The sequence below is a fragment of the Paraburkholderia sediminicola genome (genome assembly GCF_046030555.1).
Lineage (GTDB): Bacteria > Pseudomonadota > Gammaproteobacteria > Burkholderiales > Burkholderiaceae > Paraburkholderia > Paraburkholderia sediminicola_E.
Genome location: NZ_JAQQCH010000001.1, coordinates 31,682 through 56,955, shown reverse-complemented (window position 1 = coordinate 56,955; position 25,274 = coordinate 31,682). Strand labels below are relative to the sequence as shown.

Here is a 25,274-nt window from a genome sequence, read left to right as displayed (position 1 = left end):
TCCGCACAAGCATAGAGCACGCGTGGCTGTGCGGACAACGCGGGTTCACCATGAGCGGGGGCGGCCTGCAGATCTGGTCAGCTGAGGGGAAGGCAATGGGCGATGAACAGTCCAAAGTCGGCAAGCTGTCGCCGCGCAACGTCGGGACAGGTGGCTGCAGATGGACGGTTGTGGCGACGGGCAGCCACAAGCAGCCACAAGCAACCGGGAAAACCCGCCGCCAAAGAAAAAGGCGCCGTAGCGCCTTTTCTTCATTCACTTCCGGAGAAGCTCATCACGCTTTCGCGCGCTTGCCTTCGACATCCGGCAGAAACATCGTCAACAGACCGATCAGCGGCAGGAACGAGCAGACCTTATACACATAGGTGATGCTGGTGGCGTCGGCCAACTGTCCGAGCACGGCAGCGCCGATCCCACCCATGCCGAATGCGAAACCGAAGAAGAGTCCCGCGATCATCCCCACCTTGCCGGGGACCAGTTCCTGCGCATAGACGAGGATCGCCGAGAACGCCGAAGCCAGCACGATACCGATGATCACCGTCAGCACGCCGGTCCAGAACAGGTTGGCGTACGGCAGCAGAAGCGTGAACGGCGCGACGCCGAGGATCGAGACCCAGATCACATACTTGCGGCCGATCCGGTCGCCGATCGGACCACCGATCACCGTGCCTGCCGCAACCGCCGCGAGGAACACGAACAGGTGGATCTGCGCGGCCTGCACCGGCAGATGGAACTTGTCGATCAGATAGAACGTGAAGTAGCTGTTGATGCTGGCGAGGTAGAAGTACTTCGAGAACACGAGCAGCATCAGCACGCTCATCGCGAACATGACCTGCTTGCGCGACAGGGTCGCGTGACCAGTCTGGCCGCGCGCCTTCTTCACAGCGGGATGCTGCTTGTACCAGCGGCCGATTTGCGTGAGCACGACCATCGCAACCAGCGCCGCCACCGAGAACCACGCGATGCTGCGCTGGCCGTGCGGAATCACGATCAACGCGGCGAGCAGCGGTCCGAGCGACGAACCCGCATTGCCGCCCACCTGGAACAGCGACTGCGCGAGACCATGCCGGCCGCCCGACGCCATGCGCGCCACCCGCGACGATTCCGGATGAAACACCGACGAGCCGCAACCGACCAGCGCCGCTGCCACCAGCAGCACGCCAAAACTCGGCGCGACCGACATCAACAGCAGGCCGGCGAGCGTGAAGCCCATACCGACGGGCAGCGAATACGGCTTCGGATGCTTGTCGGTATAGCTGCCGATAAGCGGTTGCAGCAGCGACGCGGTGATCTGGTAGGTCAGCGTAATCAGGCCGATTTGCCCGAACGACAGCGAAAAGTTGTCTTTCAGCATCGGGTAAATGGCCAGAATCAACGACTGGATCATGTCATTGAGCAGGTGCGAAAAGCTGATCGCACCGAGCACGGAGTAAACCGTGCGCTGGACTTGCGCGGCCGGCTGCGACGGGGCAGCGGGATTGGCAGGACTGGCGGGAGAGGCTGAGGCGCCGGCGAGGGCGCTTTTATCGAGGCTCGTTTCCATACGCTAGATGAGAGAGAAGAGAGTGAAAGGTGATCATTTCAGGCTGCCGGCGCGTCGCCGTTCGTGGAGTCGCTTGCCTGTTCGACTGCTGCGGCATTTCGACGCGACACCCGGCGTTGTCAGCTATTTGTCGAAGTTTAATGTGGCTCCCGCGAATTGTAAGGACAAGTTTTGTCGCGAATCGGACACTTGTGGCTCGTCTGGGCGGCTTGGGTGCGTTGAAACGTGAAGCCTGGTGCACCGTGACGGTGCTTGCGGCGGCTGTGTTGCCCTGTGTTGCCATTACCACGCGTGACTGGCAAGCCGTCTGATAAATGCGGTTTGGAGATTTTTGGCCATGTATAAAACGGTCGCGGGCGCGGAGCTTACAAAGCGATGCGTCGAGGACCGGGCATCGCAGTTGGCATGACGTGAGCGGCGTTAAAGATCGCAGACGTTTATGCCGTAGACCCGGAGAGTTAAGCATTAATGCCGGAACCGACCTTTCCGGCAGTTCGATTACGTGGGGACGAGGAATATGAAAGCAGTTTCGCTGGGCGGCCAGACGGGCGCGGGGTTCGTACCGGAAGGGGAGGCGGCGGGCAAGCCGTCGCCGTCGCGTGGACAGGGCAGCCGCTCGCGTGCCGTGCGGCTCAAGGGCTTGTCGGTGAAGGCGACGCTGCGACTGGCGTTTGCCGTGCTGCTGATCGGCACGCTGGTGATCGGCGTGTTTTCGCTGACCCAGATCAGCCGCCTGAACGCCTCCGCGCAGTCGATTTACGATCAGGGCCACGTGGCGAGCCGCGCTGCCGAAGAGGCACGTGGCCACATGCTGCGCGCGAGCCGCGCACAAAAGATGCTGCTGACCGCGACCACCGCCAAGGAGCGCGACGAACTCGGCGCCGACATCGACAAGGGTCTGAGCGGTCTCGGTACGGAACTCGGCACCTTGCAACAGTACGTCGACACATCCGACGCGAGGGCGGTCGACCAGCAGAAGAAGTTTGCCGCAGCCGTCACGGTGTGGAGCGGTCATTTGCGTGACTTCGTGAAGCTTGTGAAAGCGCAGCCGCTCGATCTTTCGCAGATGAACTGGCAGGTCGGCATGCAGGATGTCTCGCTGCTGGTCGAGACCGGCAAGCTCGAGAAACTTGTCGACGGACTCGTCGCGCAGCGCGGCACGGCGGCCAAGGCGACCATCGAGGCGTCGGGTTTTATCTTCCATTCGTCGTTCGTAATGATCGCGGCGATGACGGTCGCGTTGATCGCGTTGGCGTTCGGTATAAGCGAGTGGGTGGTGCGGCGCCTTGCCGGCCAGCTCGGCGGCGAGCCGGCGTACGCGAAGGAAATTGCCAGCCGGATCGCGGCGGGCGACCTGTCGAATCAGATCGCGTTGGGCCGCAAGGACAGGTCGAGCATGCTGTACGCGCTGCACGACATGCAAAGCGGCCTCGCGACGACGGTCTCCGACATCGCTTCCAGCGCGGACGCGATTGCCACGGCGTCGGGCGAAATCTCGATGGGCAATCTCGACTTGTCCCAGCGCACCGAGCAACAGGCGATGGCGCTCGAGCGGACCGCGAGCAGCATGGAGCAACTGACCTCCACGGTGAGACAGAACGCCGACAACGCGAAGCAGGCGAGCACGCTGGCCAACAACGCCTCCGAGATTGCCGAGAAGGGTGGCGACGTGGTGAGCCGCGTGGTCGCGACGATGAACGAGATCAACGACAGTGCGCGAAGCATTGGCGACATCATCGGCGTGATCGAGGGGATTGCATTCCAGACCAACATTCTGGCGTTGAACGCGGCGGTGGAAGCCGCCCGGGCTGGCGAAGAAGGCCGCGGATTTTCGGTGGTCGCAGCCGAAGTCCGCAATCTCGCGCAGCGCAGCGCTGCGGCCGCCAAGGAGATCAAGGGCTTGATCAGTGCGTCGGTGGAGCGAGTCAGCAACGGCTCGACGCTGGCACAAAATGCCGGCCAGACCATGGACGAGGTAGTCAAGGCCGTGAAGCGCGTGACGGACATCATGGGCGAGATATCGGCGGCGTCATCCGAGCAAAGCGCGGGGATTGAAGAGATCAATCTCGCGGTGACGCAGATGGACTCGGGCACACAGCAGAACGCCGCGTTGGTGGAGCAGGCAACAGCGGCGGCCCGCTCATTGGACGACCAGGCCCGCGGCCTGAAGCAGATGGTCGGAAAGTTCAGGCTATAAAACGGGGGAACACGGTGCCCGAAGCCTTGGGAATGAAGCCCGCGACTGAAGTACCACCTCGGCGCGTGCGATGCCGCCGAGGCGAAGCCGATGGCCCCCACTGCCCGTAAACGAAGCCCTTGGTTTCCCTGGCAGCCCCGTCCGCGACGCACGCAGTGCGGAGCGGAAGCTGATGAGCCCTTAGTCACTCCGGGTGGAAGTTGCGGGGCCTCGGATTCCACGGAGCCACTACGCCCTCCAAGCCGGGGAACCCGCTTAAGAATTAGCGGTGTGAGCCGCTTTCTCTTGCTTACTTCTCTTTGCGGCCAGCAAAGAGAAGTAAGTGCCGCCCCGCACAGGGGCGACACTAATAGACCACTAACAAATCAAGGAAAGGCCACCGCCGCTGGCGCACGGCCACAAAGCGCCGCGAAGGCAAACACCTTAGCTAGGCTTAACAACAACAGTACAAGTAATCCCAGCAGCCAACACAACCCCATCAGGCACAGAATCAATCCTCACCCGCACGGGCACGCGCTGCGCCAACCTAACCCAATTAAAAGTTGGATTCACATCGGCCAGCAGCTCACGGCTCTCGGGATTATCCCGATCATAGATCCCACGAGAGATGCTCTCGACATGCCCTTGAAGCGTGCCCCCGCTCATCAACCGAACTTCAGCCTTATCGCCGATACGAACATGAGGCAGCTTGGTCTCCTCAAAATATCCATAAACCCAGAATGAGTGGCTATCGACAATGGCCAGCTTGGCAGATCCAGCAGTCGCATAATCGCCACGAAACACATTCAGGTTAGTGACATAGCCGTCAACCGGCGACACCACCCGAGTCCGCTCAAGATTCAACCTGGCAGCATCAAGCGCAGCCAAAGCCTGCTGATAAGAAGCCTCAGCAGCAGACGCGGTATGAGTAGCATTCTCACGACTCTCCTTGGATACAACCAAAGCATCCATATCCGCACGCCGCTGCGCATCATCCCGCTTCATTTGCAACTCAGCCTTACGTGCAGCAACAGCAGCCTGAGCCTGCTCAACAGCGATCTGATAATGCGAAGGATCGATCTGCATCAACAGATCCCCCTTCTTCACCAGTTGATTATCCTTAACAGGCAAATCAACCACCGCGCCTGAAACATCCGGCGCCACATTGACGATCTCAGCGCGCACGCGCCCATCACGTGTCCACGGTTCATCCATGTAATGAACCCACAACACGCGTCCAATCAAAATCGCGACGATAAAAATAATGGCTGTCGCGACGAAGCCAACAATATTTCGGATGGTCATGTTTCGACTCTGATCAACGATAAACGGCGAGACCCAGCACGCCGCACACACACACGAGCAAGCTGGCCCGGAACAAGGACGGATGCCACACCACGCGATACAAGCCCGTATAGGCAATCACGCGGTCCAACACCCAGGTAAGCGCGGCGCCCGCGATAAATAGCAGCACGATGGCCGGCACGTAAGCGTCGAAAACGGCGATATCACGTGGCATGACGAACTCCTTCTGCCGCGTCGGCACGTCCGCTCATCAACGGTTCAAGCGGCGATTGCGGATCGAGCAGCGCGGTACGAATGAAATGCAGTTGACTCAGAATGCGTTGCAGCTGATGCCGCTCCTCCCGCGGTGGCGTGAAGGTGGCCAGCACCTGTTGAACGGCGGCAATGGCATCGGTGGTGGCGGCGAGCGCGCGGTCGAAGCGGTCCGCGCGCGGACGTTCGAATAGCGTGCTCACCGCGTCGCGCATCGCGCGCAATGAGACGCGCCACGGCATCGTCTGCGCGTAGCGCGCGTCGCGGGGCAGCGCCGCCACTTCGCGGCGCAGGTCGATCAGCGCGTTACCCACTTCGAGCACCGAGAAGAGCCAGCGCAAAGTGTCACGTTTGAGTTCGGGTTCGTTCTGCGCGAGCGCGTTGATCTGGAACATCAGATCGCGTGCGCCGCTCTCGAAACGCGAACGCACCCGGCGCATGCCCGCGCGGCTCGCCAGCACCACCTGACGGCGCAGGTCCACCAGCAGGCGGTTGCGCAGCCACGGCGTCGAAGGCGGCAGCAGCACGGCAAAGGCAACCGCGCACACGAGCATCGACAGCACCAGCGCAATCGCGTCGTTAATGGTCCCGCTCGGGTCGTAATGAATCAGGTTGTCCGGACCGGCCAGGAAACAGAAGAAGATGCAGTAGCCGACGCCGTAGCCGGCGAGCGCCGGGCGCGTCGTCATGAACACGCCGAGCAGCAGGAAGGGCGTGAGCGCTGCGCACAACAGCGGAAAGCCGTCGATGTGCGGATACACGCCGTACACCGCGATCATCCCCATCACCGAGGCGACCAGCGTGCCGGCCGCCATCTGGAAGGCCGTGCGCTTCGGATTCGGCGACGACGACGCCAGCGCACAGACCGCTGCGGCGTCCAGCGTCAAGGTCGAGCCGCTCGGCCACGCCGTCGCGATCCAGAATGCGCCGAGCACCATCATGACAATGGCCGCGCGCAAGCCGGCCACGCCCGCGGCGATGGCGTTCGTCTTCGGTTCGTAGCGCTCGATCCAACGCTCGCGTTCGTGTGTGTCGACGGCAAGTGACGCATAGGTGGCCGCGTACGCGTGCAGATCGTCGATGAAGCGGTACAGCAGTTCAGCGCCGGTGTCGAAGTCGAGCAGTGGTGCGTCCGGCCGCGTTTCCAGTGCGGCGCGTGTCGCGCGGACGCGTTTGGGCAACTCCGCTTTGTACGCGTCGAGCTGCGCGGCGGCTTGGGCGGCATCCGTGGCGCTCAACACCGGCTCACCGGATTTCGCGAGCAATGGGGCGATTTCCTTGAAGTACGGTTCCAGCGCTTCGATCGCGACGGTCGCGCCGCTCGTATTCGCGTCGCGCAGCCGGTTCATCAACTGATGCAGCGCGTGAAAGCGCGTCGACGCGGTCATGAACTCGCTGTTCAGACGCGCCAGACGGCCGCCACGCATGCGCGAATCGGGGCCTTCGAACACGGCAACACTGCGCGCCGCTTCGAAACCAACGATATCGGCCACAAAGCGCGCATTGGTCGCTTCGATCTGCGCGCGGTCGTTGTGTCCGGCCAGCGAGGCCGACACATACTCGACGAATGCCGAGAAACGCGCGCGCACCGTGCCGCGCATCTGCAGGCCGGCGAACTGCGGAAACACGAGGCCACTGACCGCGCCCGCGCAAACGATGCCGACCACCACTTCAGCCACCCGCGTGAGCGCGCTCAGAAATGCGCCATCCGGGTGCTGCGAAGCGGGGATGCCGATCAACGCGGCGGTATAGCCGGCCAGCACGAAACCGTACGACTTGAAGTTGCGATTACGCGCGGCGCCCGCGGTGCAGATGCCGACCCAGATCGCGGTCGTGGCGATGAACAGTTCCGGCTGCTGGGCAAACAGGCCGATCAACGCAAGCATCACGACGAGGCCGACCAGCGTGCCGCAGATCCGGTAGAAGCTCTTGGCGAACACCATGCCGCTTTGCGGCTGCATCACAATGAACACGGTGGTCATCGCCGTGCGCGGCTGGGGCAGATCGAGTTTCATCGCGATGCCGAGCGCCAGAAAGCAGGCGGCGAGCGCTTTGAACAGATAGACCCACGTGAGGCCGTCGGTGCGCGCCCAGTCGGCGGCGGCCGAGTAGAGCGCGGCAAACGATGCCGGGCGTGAGGCGGGAGAGGGGGAGGCTGACATGATCGGCTTCCTCACTCAGCCGCTGCTGCGGTGGCGGACGGGCTTTGCGCGTGTGCCGTGGCGGCAGCGGGTGGGCTGTTATCCGCGTGGCTCGCCGAACCGATCTGCGTCGGCGCGCCCGAAGGCTTGCCCGCGGCAGTCGAATCCGTCGCCACGGCTTTACCCTTCCCATGCGCCGGCAATGTCTCGTTCGTCTGCGGACCATTGGCCGGTTCGTCGAGTCCACCCCCCAAGGCCGTGACCAGCGACGCATGCGCGCCCAGCCGCTCGGCCTGAATCTTCGCGACACCTTCCTGCGCGCGCAACAACTGGCTTTGCGCTACCAGCACGTTCAGATAGTCGGTCAAACCGCGCCGATACCCTTCGCGCGACAATTCATAGTTCTTGCGAGCCGCTGCGACCGAACGGTCGGCGTCTTGCGCCTGGGTCGCGAGCGAACGGATCCGGATCACCTGATCGGAGATGTCCTTCAGCGCGCCGACGATCGACTGGTTATAGCGATCGACCGCCTCGTCGTACCCTGCCGACGCCGCGCCGAGCTGCGAGCGCAGACGTCCGCCGTCGAGGATTGGCAGCGACAGCGCCGGACCCGCGCTCCAGCTATGCGATGGGTCCTTCAGGAACTGGAACAGCGGCCCCATGGCGGCGTATCCGCCGATCGACGCCAGCAGGTTGATGTCCGGATAGAAGCTGGCCTTGGCGACGTCGATGCCGCGCGCTTGCGCCGCCACTGTCCAGCGCGCCGCGACCACGTCCGGCCGATGGCCGATCAGATCCGCGGGCACGACGCTCGGCAGACCGGCGGGTGCGCTGTCGAGCGAGAGCGTCGGACGCTGGATTGCGTCGCCCGCGCCCGGACCCTTGCCGGTCAGCGCGGCCAGTTGATTGCGGCCGAGGGCGATCTTTTCCTCGATCGCATCGATCTGGCGTTCGTATTCCGGCATCGGCGTTTCCGCCTGGCTCACTTCGAGTTGCGTGCCGATGCCGCCTTTCAGACGCCGGTTCGCCAGGTCGACGATCTGCTGCTGTTGCTGCAGCGTGGATTTGGCGATATCCAGCAGCGCGTAGTTCATCGACAGCTCGATGTACGTGCGCACCACGTTGCCTTCCAGTTCGAGCTGCGCGGCGCGGAAATCTGCCGCGCTCGCATGGGCGGCGTCGAGCGCGCGCTCGGCGGCGTTCTTGTCCTTGCCCCAGAGATCGAGGTTGTACGACAGGCCCAGCGTGCCGGTGTTGTTCCACGACTGCTCGCCCGCGAGCGGGCCGGGGCCGTAATAGAGGTTGTCGGCCCATTTCTGACGTTGGATCGACAGGCTGCCGTTCACTTGCGGCGATAGCGCCGAACGGGCGACGCCCGCCATCGACACGGCTTCGCGCACACGCGCCTGGGCGGCAGAGAAACTCGGATTGCCTGCCTGCGCGGCTTCGACCCACTCATTGAGCTGCGGATCGTTATAGGCGCGCCACCAGTCGACGGCCGGCCATTGGGCGTCCGCGTTGGCGGCGCGGATGGCGTTGCCTGCGTCGAGCGAGGAGGGCTCGATTCCGCGGTCTTGCGGCGCGATGCCTCCGGTACTGGCACAGCCGGCGATTGTTAATAGGATCGTAAGAACCGCGGCTGCGGCGATCCCTTTCTGTACCGGAGACTGCACGATTTCCTCCAAAATTGGCTATAGAAGCATGTGTGTCATTATATTTTTTGATTGATTGGGGAATAACCGGTAAAGATGCAAGGCATTTTTACGCGATATGAGATAATCGCCTTTGCGAATCGTGTAACAATCGCTCCGGGTCAGTAAGGAAAATTATGGATACGCTTCAAAACATGCGCGTATTTGTCCGGGTCGTCGAAGCGGGCAGCTTTACCGGTGCCGCGCAGCACCTGAACACGACTACGGCGTACGCGTCGCGCGCGGTTTCCGATCTGGAAGCACACCTGCGCACGCGTCTGTTGAACCGCACCACGCGCCGTATCGCGCTGACCGAGGCGGGTGAGCGCTATCTGCAGCGCTGCGAGCAGATCCTGGCGTACGTGGATCAGGCCGAAGCGGAGGCCAGCGACGCTCACGCGCGCCCGTCCGGCAAACTCAAGGTTCACGCCATGACAAGCTTCGGCCAGCACTACGTGGTGCCGGCCGTGGGGCGCTATCAGGAGCGCTATCCGGACGTGCATGTCGAGCTGACACTCGCGCAGCGCATGCCTGACCTGCTCGACGAAGGTTTCGACGTTTCGCTGACACTGGCCACTGGCCTTCCGGATTCGGGACTGGTGTCGCAGCGGCTGGGCAGCGCGTTCAGCATCGCCTGTGCGTCGCCGGCTTACCTGGAGCGGCGCGGCGTGCCCCAAACGCCCGCGGACCTCGTGCACCACACCTGCCTGCAATTGGTCACGCCAGTGTTTCCCAACGACAAATGGACGTTTGACGGCCCGAATGGCGAGGAAACGATTGTCCTCGGCCCGGCCACCTTCCAGGTGAATGTCGCGGAAGCCATGGCGGTCGCGGCGTGCAAGGGCATGGGGGTCGGACTGATTCCGATCTACTCGGCGATCAGCGGTTTGCGTAGCGGTGAGCTCGTGTGGTTATTGCCGGAATATACGTCGCAGGAAATGAATCTGTATGCGTTGTATCCGTCCCGGCAGTACCTGGACGCGAAAATTCGCACGTGGGTCGAATTCCTGCGCGACGAGCTGCCCGGCACGCTCGCCGTCGATCAGGAAGAATTGCGCCAGTTCGCTCGCGGTTGACGCAGCGCCACGTGGGCGGTTGACCATTGTTGACGGTTCCAGACCGGTGCGGCGTGACAGGCTGTTACACAAGTGCCGCGTCGCAACATTTCCTTACTTCTGCGTCGCGGTCGATTTGCTAACGTGTCGTTCATGCGCTGCCGCATTCAGCCGGACGCGCGCACTCAGTTGGCCGCCGTTCGGCAAATCGCAACGACCGCAACAACCGCAACAACCGAAGGACGAGGAATTCATGGATACGCATCTGATGATCGGCGTGGCCGTCATGTTGGGACTGATCGGAATCGCCGCGTCGCGCGATCTGCTGCGCCGTCTGCGCGAGCAGCAGCCGCAACTGGTGCCGATCAAGGTTGAGCGCCCTGATTTGCAGGAACAACGGCGCGATCGTTGAGCCAGGCCCGCGCGCCGGGTTGCCGTGCGCGGTGCAATTGAGCTTGCTGTTGTGTTTTTCGGGGTGCTTTCTGTGCTACCGGGCCTTGCCGTGTAAATGTGCTCAGGCTCCGGATCAGTTCCGCTTCGCGCTGCTCAGCGCCTTCTGCCTCAGTGCAGCGCTTCGATCAGACCCGGCTCGTCGGTGAGCGTGCGGTCTACATCCGGACTCACCCGGTGCCAGCGAAACCGCGCGGCGGGCAGGCAGGCGCTGCGTGCGAGCTGCTCGAGTTCGTCGGACTGCAGGGCCGGATCCAACCAGCGGCGTGCCGCCTCTGGCGCAAATACCAGTGGGCGCCGGCCGTGCACGTCGATCAGGCCCGCGTCGGCGGTGGCCGTCACGATCACCAATCCCATGCCCTCCGTTTGCGGTTCCGTGCCGTGCACGCTCGACAGGGCCGCGAGGTACATCGGTACATCGCTTTTCAGATGCACGAAGTAAGGCTGGCGAACCGTTGCGTCGGCTCCGGCCGTGTTATCCCTGTTTGATGTTCCGGGCGGGGCTTCCATGCGCCATTCGAACCAGCCGTCTGCCGGCACCAGCACCCGTCCGGTTTTCCATAGATCTTTGAAGTAGCGTGTATGCGGCGCGGTTTCGGCACGTGCGTTGATCGTCTGCGGCAGATGCTGCTCGCGTGCCCACGCCGGGCAATAACCCCAGTGGATCGCGTGCAGCGTTTGGTCCGGGTAGATCGCGAGCGGGTGGGTGCCCGGCGCGAGGTTGTAGCCGGGGCGGCGGTCTGCGGCGTCGAACAGCAGGAGCGGATCGGCGAGGCCAAGCTGCTGCGTGTACAGATGCGGATCGCGGTACTGGCTGATTCGTCCACACATGAGCGACCTCCGGAGATGACCGGCCTGGCGGGTTTAACCGATTCGCGCTATCCGGCGATCCGGTGCGATGCTGATGTGCCGGCACGCCAGCACGCCCACGTGCCCGCGCCCCACGTGCCGGTCACGCGTCGGCAGGACCCGAACCCGACGACAACAACAGCGTAGTGCGTGGCGCCGGGCTGCGCTACCCAGATCGGCCCCAAGCCGACGCTATATCTCTACAACTTTATCCCACGCGAATTGCGGATTCTCCGGCTGACCGGTGCGCCGGTCGAGATAGCCGCGTGGATTGCAGACCACGCGCGTGCCGTTCACGGTGTAGTCGAACGGCGTATGCGTATGTCCGTGAATCCACAGTGCGACGGGCGAGCGCACCAGTTCCGGCAAATGATTGACGAAACCGGCCGACACGCGGTCCTCCGCGTAGCGCTCGGCCAGACTCAGCCGATGCGGCGCGTGATGCGTGACGACAATCGTCTTGCCCTCGAACGGCTTCGCCAGCTCGCTTTCGAGCCACGCGCGCGCCTGGCGATGCAGCGCGAGGGAATCGTCAGGGGTAAAGTCGCGCGGCGAGTCCTGGGTGTCGTGTGGCCAGTTCATCTGGATCAGGCCGCGGAAGTCGAGCATCACCCGGCGCGATGCCTCGATAGACTGGGCGAGCGAGTCGGAGTCCGCGCCATATAGCGCGAAGTCGGTCCACAAGGTGGTGCCGAGCACGCGCCAGCGGCCTTGCGGGTCGACCAGCGTGGCATTGTTCAGCACGTGCACGTTGTCGACTTGCGCCGCTGCGTCGTAGAGCGCCGTTTCGAGCGCGCCGAATTCGCCGTCGTAGTACTCGTGATTGCCGGGCACGTAGACCACCGGTACGGCGCCGTCGAAGGTTTGCGCGGCCCAGCGCGGGCCGGCCGCGTGATTGTGGATGTCGCCGGCCAGCACGATCAGGTCCGCGTGCGCATGCGGGATCAGCTCGGGCTCGTCGTTCTCCAGATGCAGATCGGACAGCACTCGAATCTTCACGGCTACGACTCCTGCAACGAGCCTCGCACCCAACGGCGAAGGCTTCTCAGACCCTAGCGTAGCACCTTGCCCGGATTCATCAGGTTCAATGGGTCGAGCGCGTGTTTGACGGCGCGCATCAACTGCACCTCGACGTCCTGCTTGTAGTGCATCGCCTCGTCGATCTTCAACTGACCGAGGCCGTGTTCCGCGCTGATGCTGCCACGATGCCGGTGCACGCTGTCATAGACGATCTGGTTGATCGGGCTTTGCCAGGTCTTGAGGAACGCCTTCGCGTCGACGCCTTCGGGCGCCTGCACGTTGTAGTGCAGATTGCCGTCGCCGAGATGGCCGAACGTGACCATGCGCACGCCCGGCACCGCTTCAGCGATCGCCGCGTCGGTTTCCTCGATGAAATGGCCGATGCGCGAAATCGGCACCGCGATATCGTGCTTGATGTTCAGGCCTTCCTCTGCCTGCGCGAGCGGGATGTGTTCGCGCAGATTCCAGAATGCCCGCGACTGCGTGAGATTTTCCGCGACCACCGCATCTTCGACCAGGCCTTCCTCGAGCGCGATTTCCATCAGGCGCTCGAACAGTCCGCGCGCATGCGCCTCACTCTCGCTGTCCGACAGTTCCAATAGCACGACTTGCGCGTGCGGTTCGGAGAACGGATAGCGCATCTGCTCGAAATGCCGCCCCACCAGCCGCAAACAGAAATCCGACATCAATTCGAAACCGGTCAGAAGTGGCCCGGCGACGCGTTGCGTGAGCGACAGGAAATCGAGTGCCGCATGCGGCGACGCGAGCGCGGCGAGCGCTGTGACGCGCGCGGCCGGTTCTGGATGCAACTTGAGCACGGCGGCAGTGATGATGCCAAGCGTGCCCTCCGCGCCAATGAACAGATCGCGCAGATCGTAGCCAGTGTTGTCCTTGCGTAGTCCGCGCAGGCCGTCCCACAGTTCGCCCTGCGGCGTGACCACTTCGAGGCCCAGACACAGTTCGCGCGTGTTGCCGTAGCGCAGTACGCCGGTGCCGCCCGCGTTGGTGGCGAGATTGCCGCCGATCGTGCAACTGCCTTCGGCGGCGAGGCTCAGCGGGAACAGGCGGCCGGCTTGTTCGGCGTGCTTTTGTACTTCGGCGAGAATGACGCCGGCTTCGACCGTGATCGTGTTGTTGTGCGGATCGATGTCGCGCACCCGGTTCAGGCGCCGCAGACTGATGACCGCCTGCGCGCCGCTTTCGTCTGGCGTGGCGCCGCCGGCCAGACCGGTGTTGCCGCCCTGCGGCACCAACGCGATGCGATGCTCGACCGCGAGTTTGACGAGCGACGCGACTTCGTCAGGCGTGGCCGGGCAGAGCACCGCGCAGGCTGCACCGGTGTAGCGGCGGCGCCAGTCGGTGAGGTAGGGGGCGGTGTCGTGCGGGTCGGTCAGCACCTGGGCGGCGCCGATAGCGTCGCGGCAAGCGGTGAGGAAAGCGGCTTGGGTCATGTTTAGTCGGTCAGGATAATCGGCGGATAGGTTACGCGGAAAACGCTGTTTTCACCGTGCGGGTCCCTCGGCATGCTCGGCGTTCTGCTTTGCGTTTTCCTTTGCGGCCCGTTTTGCGGCGCGCTTGAACGGTGCGACATACGCCAGCGTGCAGACGAAAAAAACCACGGCAAGGGCGGTTTCGAGCCAGCCGAGGCGGGCGCTCAGACCGCGGTCGCTCCAACCGCGGACGATGCCTTCGGCAAAATACAGCAGGATCAGCATCGATGCCCATTGCAGCGTGTAAAGCCGGCGCCGCCACACGCCGGGTAAGGCGAGCAGCAGCGGTACGCCTTTGAGCACCAGTGCCGAGCCGCCCGGGCGCAGCGGCGCGAGCCACCATTCCCACGCAACGGACAACACGATCAGCGCGAGCAGGGCTGCAGTGGCGCCGAAAGCAGCGGCGCGTTTTTGCTGCACGGGCATGACCGTTGCGCGTGCAGGGGCGTTCGTTGCGGAATCCGCCGGGAACGAGCCGGCATGTTGCGCGTTGCGGTCGCGCGCGGGTAACGTGTCATTCGCGGCATTCGCATCGTTCGCGGCTTTGGGTGCAGTCGGCTCACTCACGGCCGTTCGCTCATGGACGCCGCCGTGCGGGCAACGCGTGCGCCGAGGGCGATCGCAAGCGTCTTTTCGTCGGCCGAGATGCCTTGTTCGGCTGTGCCCGCGCGCGCGAAATGCGACGCGCCGTAGGGCGTGCCGCCGGTTTGCGTGGTGGAGAGCGCGCTCTCGGTGTACGGAATGCCGACGATCAGCATGCCGTGGTGCAGAAGTGGCAACATCATGGACAGCAGCGTGGATTCCTGGCCGCCGTGCAAACTGCCGGTGGACGTGAACACGCAGGCCGGTTTGCCGGACAGCGCACCTGACAGCCACTGCGGCGTGGTGCCGTCGAGAAAATATTTCAGCGACGCGGCCATATTGCCGAAGCGGGTGGGTGAACCGAGCGCGAGGCCGGCGCACTCCTCGAGATCACGCAGTTCGACATAGGGTGGCCCCTCTGCGGGAATATCCGGCTGGGTCGCTTCGCAGACGGTGGAAACCGGCGGCACGGTGCGCACACGCGCCTGCATGCCGGAGACGCTGTCGACGCCGTGCGCGATCGCCAGCGCAAGCTCGCGCGTGGCGCCGTGACGGCTGTAATAGAGCACGAGAATGTCTTTCATAGGCCTCATCGGTGAACGGGTATTATAGGGGCTGGGTCCGCTGCACAGGCCATCCATAGCCATTCGGCCAGGCCTCGCGCACTGTCCTGAAACACCGTTTTATGAAGCAAGGAGGTGGGTTTGTTGTCCAGGGTGCGTTTCGATCTCGACACGCTCAAACGGCTCGCGCAGTTTGCCGCGAAGCGTAGTAGCGAAGACCGCATTCCGCAGGTGGCCGGCAGCCTCACGTTCACCACCATGCTCGCGCTCGTGCCGCTTGCCACGGTCGCGTTTGCGCTGTTCACCGCGTTCCCGATTTTCAGTTCGTTTCAGATGTCGCTGCAGATTTTCCTTGCCGACCATCTGATGCCTGCGCAGCTCAACAGTCAGATTTTCGATTATCTGAATCAGTTCGCGTCGAAAGCCAAGGGCCTTACGACCATCGGCATGATTTTTCTGTTCGTCACCGCGGTCATGACGATGATGACCGTGGAATCCGCCTTCAACGTGATCTGGCGGGTGCGCAAGGCACGGCCGATCGCGCAGCGCATTCTGGTGTACTGGGCGATCATCACGCTCGGCCCGATCCTGATCGGCGTGAGCCTGTCGATTTCATCCTATCTGTTCACACGCTCCATGGCATTCACGGCGGCCCAGCACATTCCGCCAGTGATCGACTGGGCGCTGACCGGCGCCGCATTGCCGTTGACGGCGCTCGCCTTCACGATGCTTTACGTGTTTCTGCCGAACTGCCGGGTGGAATGGCGCGACGCGGTGATCGGCGGGATTACTGCCGCGATCGCGTTCGAACTCGCCAAGCGTGGCTTTGGCTATTACGTGCGCCGGATTCCCACCTATACGGCGGTGTACGGGGCATTTGCCGCCATACCGCTTTTCCTGCTGTGGATGTACCTATGCTGGTTTATCGCGCTGGCCGGTGCGATGATCGCGTCGGCGTTGCCGGCAATCCGCATTGGCCAGTTTCACCGGCCGGTTTTCGAGGGCAGCGATCTGTTCGATTCGCTTGAACTCCTCGCGCGTCTCTCGGAAGCGCGCGACGCCGGCAAGCGCGGCTACACGGTGCAGGAGCTCTCGCGCATGCTTCGCCGTGAGATGGATACCACGGTCAAGCTGCTGCAAAAACTCGAGGAGATCGAGTGGATTGCGCGCTTGCAGGAGGATGGCATGCGTCCGCACTTCCTGCTGCTGGCGAATCCGGCGCAGATCACCGTCGAGCGTCTTTACGATCTGTTTGTCATCGATCGCGCGGAACTCGAATATCAGCTTGAACTGAACTCCACGCGCGTAGATGGCCAGACGCTTCTGGCGGCGTTGGAAAACGACAAGCTGAAAGTGACGCTCGCGGTGTTGCTGGCGGCCCGTGCTGCCGCGCGGGCGGCGCGCGCGCAGGAAAGTGAGCAGGGCACTTCTTCAATGCCACATCAGGCGGCTTGAGGCGGCCTCCTGATGCCGCAGCGAAACTGTGGCAGCGGGAGTCCGCATCACAAGCGGACCAGGCCGACTGCGAAACCGTGGCAACTCGAATGTCGCATCGGGTAGGCTGAATTCACAGCGAAACTATCGCGGCGGGCACACGACGCCAATTCGACGGCAAACCTACAGTGAAATCTTCCCGACGCAGATGTCCTTGAACATTACCCAGTCGCCCATCAGGCTATAGAGCGGATGCCGGAAGGTAGCCGGCCGGTTCTTCTCGAAGAAGAAATGCCCGACCCAGGCAAAGCCGTATCCGCAGACTACGGCAGCCGGCAGCCATAGCCAGTTGCCGGTGGCAAGCGCCATGGCGAGGCAGCCGATCACGCCCAGCGAACCCACGAAATGCAGCCGCCGCGATACCGTGTTGCGATGCTCGCTCAGGTAATACGGGTAGAACTCCGCAAAACTCGCGAAGTGATCGGTGTGCGCGGTTTGAGCCATCACGGCCTCCGAATGTCGACGCTACTCGATTCCGTGCCTGTCGCTCCCAGGTTGCTTCGCCGCGCGCCGGCATGCCCGGAGCGCGCTCGAAACAGGACAGGCTGACCCATTGTGCGGCTATCGGGCCATGCGTGCAACCTGGCCATTCGGCCGATGGTGCGCCTGCGCCGGTGCGGTTATCGTGACAACTCGCAGCGGCTAGCGAACGCTGTTTGGAACGGCGCCTGCGGCTTTCGAGGCGAAGCTGAACAGCGCGTCGAGCGTGGCATCGGGCTGCTCGGTCATGAGGGCATGCCCGGCTTCGAGCATGACGGTGTCGACCGGTACGCCAGCTCGAGAGAGCGTGTCGGCGAGCGCTTTGGCCGCACGTGGCGGCGTCATCGCATCGCGCCGGCCCACGATCAATCGGGTCGGGCAACGCACCTCGGCCGCGCGTGTAAGGCCATCCGCGTAGCTATTGCAGGCGGTGAAGTCGGTGTGGAACAGATTCGGCTCACCGCTTGCCGAAACACGCTCCATCAGCCGCTGGTTCATGCCGTGCAGCCAGGAGCCGGGGCCGGGACATGACGGCTTGGCAGCGAGCGTCGAATGCGACCATTGATTGACCATGCCGATTGCATCGGGTTCGCGATGCAGGGCCGCGTCGAGCAAGGCGTCGGAGACGGCCATCGGCGCGGCGGTGGCGAGCAGCGCGAGGTGCGTTGCGCGCTCCGGATAGCGCCCTGCGAAGTCAAGTGCGACGAGCGAGCCCATGCTGTGGCCGGCCACGAATGCGCGCTGTACGCCGGCGGCGTCGAGCAGAGCGGCCAGCCAGTCGGCCATTGCTGTTACGGTCGTGAGCGCCGGACCGTCGCTGCGGCAGTGTCCGGGCAGATCGACCGCCAGCACGCCGAAGCCGTGATGCGCGAAGTAACGCGTTTGCAACGCCCACACGCTATGGTCATGCTCGGCGCCGTGGATGAACACGGCGGTCGGCAGGCCCGGGTCGAATGGTTTGCCGCCGGTGTACGCGTAGGCGGATTTGCCTTGAACGGTAAGGATCATGCGGACTCCGGGCGGGGTTTGGCCGCATCAGCGGATGGGGCGGATGGGTTGCTTTGGGCCAGAGGGGCGGATGTGTTCGAGGGACTGCCTTGGGCCGAGGCCGCGGACGAGCCGGAGGCGCTATGTTTTGTCGCGCCGGACGGCCCGGATGGCCCACTCGCAGGCCCAGTCGTCCCGCTCGCTTTCTGCGCGGCTTTCAGCGCCCGCTTGAGGTCGTCGATCAGATCGTCGGGGTCTTCAAGGCCGATGGACAGACGGATCGTGCCTTCAGCGATGCCTGCTGCGGCGAGCGCGGCGGCGTCCATGCGGAAATGCGTGGTCGATGCAGGATGGATGACCAGCGAGCGCGCGTCGCCGACGTTCGCGAGATGTGAGAACAGCGAAAGCGCTTCGATAAAGCTGCGCCCGGCGGCGCGGTCGCCGCGCAGATTGAAGCTGAACACCGCGCCCACGCCGCGCGGCAACAGACGTTTCGCGAGCGCGTGGTCCGGATGCGATGGCAGTTCCGGGTAGGCGACGGCTTCGACGGCAGGGTGTGCGCACAGAAATTCGACCACCTTGCGCGTATTCGCGACATGCCGTTCCATGCGTAGCGGCAGCGTCTCGATGCCTTGCAGAAGTTGCCATGCGGCCTGGGGATGCAGGCACGCGCCGAAGTCGCGCAAGCCCTCATGGCGCGCGCGCAGAAGGAACGGCGCGACCGTGCTTTCCTCGGCGAACACCATGCCGTGAAAGCCCTCGTATGGCTCGGTAAATTCGGGGAAGCGGCCGGATGCATTGAAGTCGAAAGTGCCGCCGTCTACGAGTACGCCGCCTATCGTGGTGCCGTGGCCGCCGAGGAACTTGGTCGCCGAGTGATAGACGAAGTCGGCGCCGTGCTCGAACGGCTTGAGCAGGTAAGGCGTGGTGAAGGTCGAATCGACCAGCAGCGGCACGCGGTGTTCGTGCGCGAGTTGCGCCACCGCGGCGATATCGAGCACGTCGAGGCCCGGGTTGCCGAGCGTCTCGCCGAACAGCAGGCGCGTGTTCGGGCGCAGTGCGGCGCGCCACGCGTCGAGGTCGCCCGGTTTGACGAAGGTCGTCTCGATGCCGAAGCGCCGCAGCGTGTAGTGCAGCAGGTTATGCGAGCCGCCGTACAGCGCGCTAGAGGCGACGATATGGGCGCCTGCGCCCATCAACGTGGCGATCGCCAGATGGAGCGCGGCCTGGCCGCTGGCGGTACCGATCGCGCCCGCGCCGTTTTCCAGCGCGGCAACGCGTTCCTCGAACACGGCCACGGTCGGATTCGAGATGCGCGAATAGACGTGGCCGGCGCGTTCCATATTGAAGAGCGCCGCGGCGTGGTCCGAGTCGCGGAACGAAAACGAGGTAGTCTGGTAAATAGGCGTGGCGCGCGCGCCGGTGGTCGGGTCGGGCGCTGCGCCGGCGTGCAGCGCAAGCGTATCGAAGCGGTTGGCGGACATCCTGGGCGGCGAGGCCACGGACGGCCTCGCGAAAGGTGAAAGTGGCGGCCATCCTATCACCGGCATGGATCGCTTCAAGCGCGGTTTTCCCGCGGGTTGGCCAATGCGCGCGGTCTGACCGGCGTTGGATAGACCTTGCAAACGCCCGTTGCGCCTTGGTGGGCGGGCCGCTTTCCTTTTATGGACCTTTCCGCTAGGATCGAAAGTCATTCAGGCAATATCAGCTTAGCGGGTATCACGGAGACAGAACATGCGAGTCAGCGACATTCTTAAAGTCAAAGGCAACACCCTTTTTACGGTCACGCCGGATACCACGCTGCACGACGCAGTCAATACAATGGCCGAGCACGATATCGGCTCTCTGGTCGTGATGGAATACGGCGACCTCGTCGGCATGCTGACATTTCGTGAAATTATTCTGACCTTGAGCAAGCACGGCGGCAGCCTCGGCACCTCCACGATCCGCAAGTTGATGGACGACCATCCGTTGACCTGCACGCCCGAAACGGATGTCAACGAGGTTCGTCGCATGATGCTCGAGCATCACGTGCGTTATTTGCCGGTACTGGAAAGCCGCACACTGATGGGCGTGATCTCGTTCTACGACGTTGCGAAGGCGGTGGTCGAAGAGCAGGGCTTCGAAAACCGCATGCTCAAGGCCTACATCCGCGACTGGCCGGAAGAGCAGCCGGAACAGCAACCGGCGCCGCGCTAAATCACGCGCGGTGGCTCACCGCGGCGCTCGCGCCGTTGCCGTGAGTATGAAGATGCGGTCAAGGCGCGCGCGAAAGCGTGCGCTTTTTTTGTGCCCGGTCCTTTCCCGTTTGTTGCGCTTTCAGGCCGTTCTCCGAACTTCATGAGCGATCGTCCGTTACCTGCTGCCCGCCGTGCCGGCCGTCCTCACGAGGCGCACGAGTCCCAATTTCGCCTGCTCGGCCAGCGCCGCTTCGCGCCGTTTTTCTGGACCCAGTTCCTCGGCGCGATGAACGATAATGTTTTCAAGATCGGCTTCACGTCGCTGGTGACGTATCAGGCGGCGCGCTTTTCCGGTGTCGATCCAAAAACGGCTGCGTTCCTGATCTCGGCCATTTTCATTCTGCCTTTTGTGCTGCTGTCTGCCACCTCCGGCCAGATCGCGGACAAGTACGACAAGGCGATGCTCACGCGCTTCGTCAAGAGCTTCGAAATCGTCGTCATGCTGATCGGCGGCGCGGGCTTCTGGCTGCATAGCGCGCCGTTGCTGTATCTGTGCACGTTTCTGATGGGCGTCCATTCGACCGTGTTCGGACCGGTCAAGTATTCATACCTGCCGCAGCATCTGTCGAAGTCGGAGCTCGTCGGCGGCAACGGGATGGTCGAGATGGGCACCTTCGTCGCAATCCTGATCGGTACGATCGTCGGCGGCGTGGGCGCGGGGTTCGTCGAGCATGGCGCCGCGGTGCTGGCCTGCGCATGTGTCGGGATCGCGCTGGTGGGGCGGCTCGTGTCGAACCTTGTACCGGTCACAGCGGCGCCGCAGCCCGATCTGCGCATCAACTGGAATCCGATCAGCGAGACGTGGCGCAACCTGAAGCTCGCGCGCGAAAACCGGACGGTGTTTCTCAGCCTGCTGGGGATTTCCTGGCTGTGGTTTGTCGGCGCGACCTTTCTCTCCTCGTTTTTCAGCTTCGCTAAAAATGTGCTGTCCGCCGACCCGGATGTCGTGACCGTGCTGCTCGGTACGTTCTCGATCGGCATCGGTTTGGGTTCGTTGATGTGCGAAAAACTTTCGAAGCGACGCGTCGAAATCGGCCTCGTGCCGCTCGGCTCGATCGGCATGAGCGTGTTTGCGATCGACCTGTTCTTCGCGAGCCATGCGCTGCCGGCAGCGGGGCATCTGTTGAGCGTCGGCGAATTCCTCGTGCGGCCCGCCCATTGGCGCGTGCTGGCCGATCTGTTCCTGCTCGCCATGTTCGGCGGCTTCTATAGCGTGCCGCTCTATGCGTTGATCCAGAGCCGCAGCCAACCGACCCACCGCGCACGCATCATCGCCGCGAATAATATTCTGAATTCGCTGTTCATGATCGTCTCGGCGTTGATGGCGATGGGGCTGACCGCGGCGGGTTTCAGCATTCCCGCGATTTTCCTTGTGACCGCGCTGCTGAACATTGTCGTCGCGACGTACATTTATTCGCTCGTGCCTGAGTTTTTGCTGCGTTTTATCGCCTGGGTGCTGGTGCATACGTTCTACCGGATTCGGCTGGTGCATGCCGAACGGATTCCGGAAGAAGGCGCAGCCGTGCTGGTGTGTAACCACGTCAGCTTCGTCGACGCGATCGTCATCATGGCCGAGAGCCCGCGGCCGATCCGTTTCGTGATGGACCACCAGATTTTCAAGACGCCGTTCGCCGGCTGGGTGTTCCGGCAGGCGAAGGCGATTCCGATCGCACCCGCCCATCAGGATCCGGAACTGCTGACGCGCGCCTATGAGCGCTGCGCAGAGGCGCTCGCCGAGGGCGACCTGGTCTGCATCTTCCCGGAAGGCAAGCTGACGAAGACCGGCGAGATGAATCCGTTCCGCCACGGCGTGACCGAGATTGTCCGCCGCACGCCGGCGCCGGTGATACCGATGGCGCTGCGTGGACTATGGGGCAGTGTGTTTTCGCGCGCCAACGACGCGCGCTGGCCGCGACCGATCCAGAAGGGCGTGATGAGCCGGCTGACGCTGGCGGTGGGTGAGCCGATCGAGCCAGCGCAGGCGACGCCGGAGGTATTGCAGCAGATTGTCACGGAGTTGCGGGGGGCGCGGAAGTAGCGCGGGCGGATAGCGGCCTGCCGATCGGGTCCGTAGCGCAGGCCGCCGCGTGACGGAATTCGCGGTTGGGTCCCGTTACGGCAGGAATTTCAGCGCCTCCACCTGCGGCCATCTCCTCGCCGGAGACTTGTCCGGAAGGCATAGACCGTTGCGCACGGCGGCCCTAGCCCCTTGAGGGCTGGCATAATAGTGCCTTCCCCGCATTTCTTTGGACGACGCCCATGTCCGGTAACACGCTCGGTACGCTTTTCACTGTCACGACCTTCGGCGAATCGCATGGTCCCGCTATCGGCTGCGTGATCGACGGCTGCCCGCCGGGCATGGCGCTCGGCGAAGCCGATATCCAACTCGAACTCGACCGTCGCAAGCCGGGCACGTCGCGCCACGTCACGCAGCGTCAGGAAGAAGACAAGGTCGAGATCCTGTCGGGCGTGTTCGAAGGCCAGACCACCGGCGCGCCAATCGCGCTCCTGATTCGCAATACGGACCAGCGCAGCAAAGACTATGGCAACATCGCAGACACCTTCCGCCCTGGCCATGCCGACTACACCTACTGGCAGAAATACGGCATTCGCGACTATCGCGGCGGTGGCCGTTCGTCGGCTCGTCTGACTGCACCGACGGTCGCGGCCGGCGCCGTGGCGAAGAAATGGTTGCGCGAAAAATTTGGTACCGAGATCCGCGGCTACATGGCGGCACTCGGCGAGATCGACGTGCCGTTTGTCGACTGGGTGCATGTGCGTGAGAACCCGTTCTTCGTGCCCAATGCAGACATCGTGCCGCAACTCGAAGAGTACATGGATGCGCTGCGTAAAGACGGCGACTCGATCGGCGCCCGCATCAACGTCGTGGCTTCCGGCGTGCCAGTTGGGCTCGGCGAGCCGCTGTTCGACCGCCTCGATGCGGACATCGCGCACGCCATGATGGGCATCAATGCGGTGAAGGGCGTCGAGATTGGCGCGGGCTTCGCCAGCGTCGCGCAACGCGGCTCGGTGCACGGCGACGAATTGACGCCGGAGGGCTTCGTCGGCAATCACGCGGGCGGCGTGCTCGGTGGCATTTCGACCGGGCAGGACATCACGGTGTCCATCGCGATCAAGCCGACTTCGAGCATCCGCACGCCGCGCCGCTCGATCGACAAGGCGGGGCAACCGGCTATCGTCGAAACCTTCGGGCGCCATGACCCGTGCGTTGGCATCCGTGCCACACCGATCGCCGAATCCATGCTTGCGCTGGTGCTGATCGACCACGCGCTGCGCCATCGTGCGCAATGTGGCGACGTCGCCGTGAGCACGCCGAAGATTGCAGCGAGCGCGCCGTAAAGGACGCGCTCTGAGCTTCTTCGTACTGCGCGCGCAGCATCGTCTCAATGACCGATACGAACATCGAGCCGGCAGATAAGCATCTCGCGGACCTGCGTGCGCGTGCTGCCGCGCCACATGCCGGCGCGGCCGACTGTCTTGCATTCGGACAAACGCTCTTGCAACATGCTGGCCGCGACAAAGCACGCCGGCGTGAAGCACTTGCAGCGCTGGTGCGCGCCTATCAACTCGATTCCTCTTGCGAACCTACACTGCTTCACACGATTGCGCAGACGGCGTTCATCGTGCGCGATTGGGCACTCGTCGAGTCCGCCACGGCGCTGCTTCTCGAACGAAACAACGAAGACGCCAACGCGCTGATCTGGCGCGCCGCCGCCGTCCAACAGCACAACGATTTCGACACGGCTGAGCGGCTGCTGCGTGAAGCGGTGCGTGTCGTGCCCGGCAATCCGGTGGCGCTTCACAAGCTCGCGTTGTGCATCAAGGAGCAGGCGCGGTTTGCTGAAGCGGAAGCGTTGCTCAGGCGAGTGCTGGAGTTGTCGCCGAATAACGCGCATGCGCAGTTCGATCTGTCGGAACTCGAAATCCGCACAGGACGTTTCACTGACGGCTGGGCGCACTACGAATCCCGCGTCGCGTTCGGCGACGATTTGAATAACGCGCAGCATGCGCTCGCTTCGATCAGCGCGCATTGGCAGGGCGAATCGCTGGAAGGTAAAACGCTGATCGTGTACGGCGAGCAGGGCAACGGTGATTGCCTTTGGGCGATACGCTTTCTGCCGTTGCTGGCCGAGCGGGCGCGACGCCAGGGCGGCCGGGTGATTTTCGGTCACGATGGGCCGTTGCGGCATCTGTTCGAACGGATGCTGCCTGCTGACCTGCCGCTCGAAACAAGTCTTGAGACGCGGCCTGATTTTCATTGCGGGTTGATGAGCTTGCCCCTGCGGCTTGGCGTTTTCGATGCAACGGGGTGGGGTGCGCCGTATCTGAGCGCCGAGCCCGCACGTGTGCAGGCATGGCGCGAGCGGGTTCAGGCGCACACGGCCGGTCAGCCCGGTAGTCGAAAAGTTGGTTTGGTGTGGAACGGCAATCCGGAGCATATCCGCGACATGCGGCGTTCGGTGCCTGTCGAGCAGTTCGAGCCGCTATTGAGTGTGCCGGGCGTGACCTGGTTTGCGTTGTCGCCGGGGCGCAGCGAGACGGTCGCGCAGTGGCGGGCCAAGCATCTGGATGTTGTCGATTTGACCCACCATTTCCAGTCGGGATTCGACGACGTCGCTGCGTTGCTGGCGAATCTGGATCTGGTCGTCACGATTGACAGCGGGCCGGCGCATCTGGCCGGAGCACTCGGTGTGCCGACGTGTTTAATGATCGACCATGTGTCGGCATGGTTTTGGGGCGACGAATCGCGCACCACGGCCTGGTACGATTCCATTGAGCTCTTTCGACAGCCTGAGATTGGCGCGTGGGCGCCTGTGCTGGCTAAAGTGCGGGAGCGGATTGAAATGACGCGGGGCGTCTGAGCTTTTTGCTTTGCGGCATTGCTGGCGATGCGGCTGCAGCGAATGCCCCGTTATCTTTTTCCCGCCCGGAGCG

At 63.3% G+C, this 25,274-nt stretch carries 21 protein-coding genes; 8 read left to right on the top strand and 13 right to left on the bottom strand.

Going from position 1 to position 25,274, the window contains the following annotated elements; all coding sequences use genetic code 11:
- Positions 1-274: 274 nt before the first annotated feature.
- A complete protein-coding gene (locus PQQ52_RS00255; protein ID WP_408205770.1) occupies positions 275-1,543 on the bottom strand; it encodes an MFS transporter in 1,269 nt (422 codons plus the stop codon).
- A gap of 517 nt (positions 1,544-2,060) precedes the next feature.
- Here PQQ52_RS00255 and PQQ52_RS00250 point away from each other — a divergent pair.
- Positions 2,061-3,740 (top strand): methyl-accepting chemotaxis protein, encoded by a 1,680-nt coding sequence (locus PQQ52_RS00250; RefSeq protein ID WP_408205768.1) that lies wholly within the window; start codon positions 2,061-2,063, stop codon positions 3,738-3,740.
- 423 nt (positions 3,741-4,163) lie between these two features.
- Here the strand turns inward: PQQ52_RS00250 and PQQ52_RS00245 are convergent, their stop codons facing one another.
- The 4 genes from PQQ52_RS00245 to PQQ52_RS00230 are packed head-to-tail and all read right to left on the bottom strand — an operon-like array spanning position 4,164 to position 9,090.
- Positions 4,164-5,024, bottom strand: coding sequence for an efflux RND transporter periplasmic adaptor subunit (locus PQQ52_RS00245; protein ID WP_408205766.1), 861 nt, complete (start codon positions 5,022-5,024; stop codon positions 4,164-4,166).
- Between the two features lie 13 nt (positions 5,025-5,037).
- The gene (locus PQQ52_RS00240) at positions 5,038-5,238 is read right to left on the bottom strand and encodes a DUF1656 domain-containing protein (RefSeq protein ID WP_063496755.1); all 201 of its coding nucleotides are present in this window, start codon (positions 5,236-5,238) and stop codon (positions 5,038-5,040) included.
- Positions 5,228-7,438 (bottom strand): FUSC family protein, encoded by a 2,211-nt coding sequence (locus tag PQQ52_RS00235; RefSeq protein WP_408205764.1) that lies wholly within the window; start codon positions 7,436-7,438, stop codon positions 5,228-5,230. The genes PQQ52_RS00240 and PQQ52_RS00235 overlap by 11 nt, the downstream gene beginning before the upstream one ends.
- 11 nt (positions 7,439-7,449) lie before the next feature.
- Entirely contained in the window at positions 7,450-9,090 is a 1,641-nt protein-coding gene (locus tag PQQ52_RS00230) for an efflux transporter outer membrane subunit (RefSeq protein ID WP_408205762.1), read from the bottom strand.
- Positions 9,091-9,245: 155 nt separating this feature from the next.
- On the opposite strand from PQQ52_RS00230, the gene PQQ52_RS00225 reads away from it, so the two are divergent.
- Together PQQ52_RS00225 and PQQ52_RS00220 are read left to right on the top strand one after the other, a co-directional pair.
- Entirely contained in the window at positions 9,246-10,184 is a 939-nt protein-coding gene (locus PQQ52_RS00225) for a LysR family transcriptional regulator (RefSeq protein ID WP_408205760.1), read from the top strand.
- A 232-nt stretch (positions 10,185-10,416) separates the two neighbouring features.
- On the top strand, positions 10,417-10,575 hold the full coding sequence (locus PQQ52_RS00220; RefSeq protein WP_325043846.1) for a hypothetical protein: 159 nt from the start codon (positions 10,417-10,419) through the stop codon (positions 10,573-10,575).
- A 149-nt stretch (positions 10,576-10,724) separates the two neighbouring features.
- Here the strand turns inward: PQQ52_RS00220 and PQQ52_RS00215 are convergent, their stop codons facing one another.
- The 5 genes from PQQ52_RS00215 to wrbA form a co-directional block, all read right to left on the bottom strand.
- Positions 10,725-11,444 (bottom strand): SOS response-associated peptidase, encoded by a 720-nt coding sequence (locus tag PQQ52_RS00215; RefSeq protein ID WP_408205758.1) that lies wholly within the window; start codon positions 11,442-11,444, stop codon positions 10,725-10,727.
- Between the two features lie 210 nt (positions 11,445-11,654).
- Positions 11,655-12,461: a metallophosphoesterase gene (locus PQQ52_RS00210; RefSeq protein ID WP_408205756.1), complete on the bottom strand. Its 807-nt coding sequence runs from the start codon at positions 12,459-12,461 to the stop codon at positions 11,655-11,657.
- Positions 12,462-12,514: 53 nt separating this feature from the next.
- Positions 12,515-13,933, bottom strand: a complete 1,419-nt coding sequence (locus tag PQQ52_RS00205; protein ID WP_408205754.1) for an FAD-binding oxidoreductase — start codon at positions 13,931-13,933, stop codon at positions 12,515-12,517.
- 51 nt (positions 13,934-13,984) lie between these two features.
- On the bottom strand, positions 13,985-14,398 hold the full coding sequence (locus PQQ52_RS00200) for a DUF2069 domain-containing protein (RefSeq protein ID WP_408206745.1): 414 nt from the start codon (positions 14,396-14,398) through the stop codon (positions 13,985-13,987).
- Between the two features lie 137 nt (positions 14,399-14,535).
- Positions 14,536-15,138: an NAD(P)H:quinone oxidoreductase gene (gene wrbA, locus PQQ52_RS00195; protein ID WP_408205752.1), complete on the bottom strand. Its 603-nt coding sequence runs from the start codon at positions 15,136-15,138 to the stop codon at positions 14,536-14,538.
- Between the two features lie 120 nt (positions 15,139-15,258).
- Between wrbA and PQQ52_RS00190 the strand changes: the two genes are divergently transcribed.
- Positions 15,259-16,572 (top strand): YihY family inner membrane protein, encoded by a 1,314-nt coding sequence (locus PQQ52_RS00190; protein WP_408205750.1) that lies wholly within the window; start codon positions 15,259-15,261, stop codon positions 16,570-16,572.
- A 162-nt stretch (positions 16,573-16,734) separates the two neighbouring features.
- Here the strand turns inward: PQQ52_RS00190 and PQQ52_RS00185 are convergent, their stop codons facing one another.
- The 3 genes from PQQ52_RS00185 to PQQ52_RS00175 form a co-directional block, all read right to left on the bottom strand.
- Positions 16,735-17,055 (bottom strand): Mpo1-like protein, encoded by a 321-nt coding sequence (locus tag PQQ52_RS00185; protein ID WP_408205748.1) that lies wholly within the window; start codon positions 17,053-17,055, stop codon positions 16,735-16,737.
- 198 nt (positions 17,056-17,253) lie between these two features.
- Positions 17,254-18,099, bottom strand: coding sequence for an alpha/beta fold hydrolase (locus PQQ52_RS00180; protein ID WP_408205746.1), 846 nt, complete (start codon positions 18,097-18,099; stop codon positions 17,254-17,256).
- Positions 18,096-19,562, bottom strand: a complete 1,467-nt coding sequence (locus PQQ52_RS00175) for an O-acetylhomoserine aminocarboxypropyltransferase (protein WP_408205744.1) — start codon at positions 19,560-19,562, stop codon at positions 18,096-18,098. Before PQQ52_RS00175 ends, PQQ52_RS00180 begins: the two co-directional genes overlap by 4 nt.
- Before the next feature lie 250 nt (positions 19,563-19,812).
- Between PQQ52_RS00175 and PQQ52_RS00170 the strand changes: the two genes are divergently transcribed.
- The 4 genes from PQQ52_RS00170 (at position 19,813) to PQQ52_RS00155 (ending at position 25,201) form a co-directional block, all read left to right on the top strand.
- Positions 19,813-20,277 (top strand): CBS domain-containing protein, encoded by a 465-nt coding sequence (locus tag PQQ52_RS00170; protein ID WP_408205742.1) that lies wholly within the window; start codon positions 19,813-19,815, stop codon positions 20,275-20,277.
- A gap of 141 nt (positions 20,278-20,418) precedes the next feature.
- Positions 20,419-22,356 carry an MFS transporter gene (locus PQQ52_RS00165; protein WP_408205740.1) on the top strand — a complete coding sequence of 646 codons (1,938 nt, stop codon included), beginning with the start codon at positions 20,419-20,421 and terminating at the stop codon, positions 22,354-22,356.
- 221 nt (positions 22,357-22,577) lie between these two features.
- On the top strand, positions 22,578-23,678 hold the full coding sequence (gene aroC, locus PQQ52_RS00160) for a chorismate synthase (protein ID WP_408205738.1): 1,101 nt from the start codon (positions 22,578-22,580) through the stop codon (positions 23,676-23,678).
- 47 nt (positions 23,679-23,725) lie between these two features.
- Positions 23,726-25,201: a tetratricopeptide repeat protein gene (locus PQQ52_RS00155; RefSeq protein ID WP_408205736.1), complete on the top strand. Its 1,476-nt coding sequence runs from the start codon at positions 23,726-23,728 to the stop codon at positions 25,199-25,201.
- Positions 25,202-25,274: the final 73 nt, after the last annotated feature.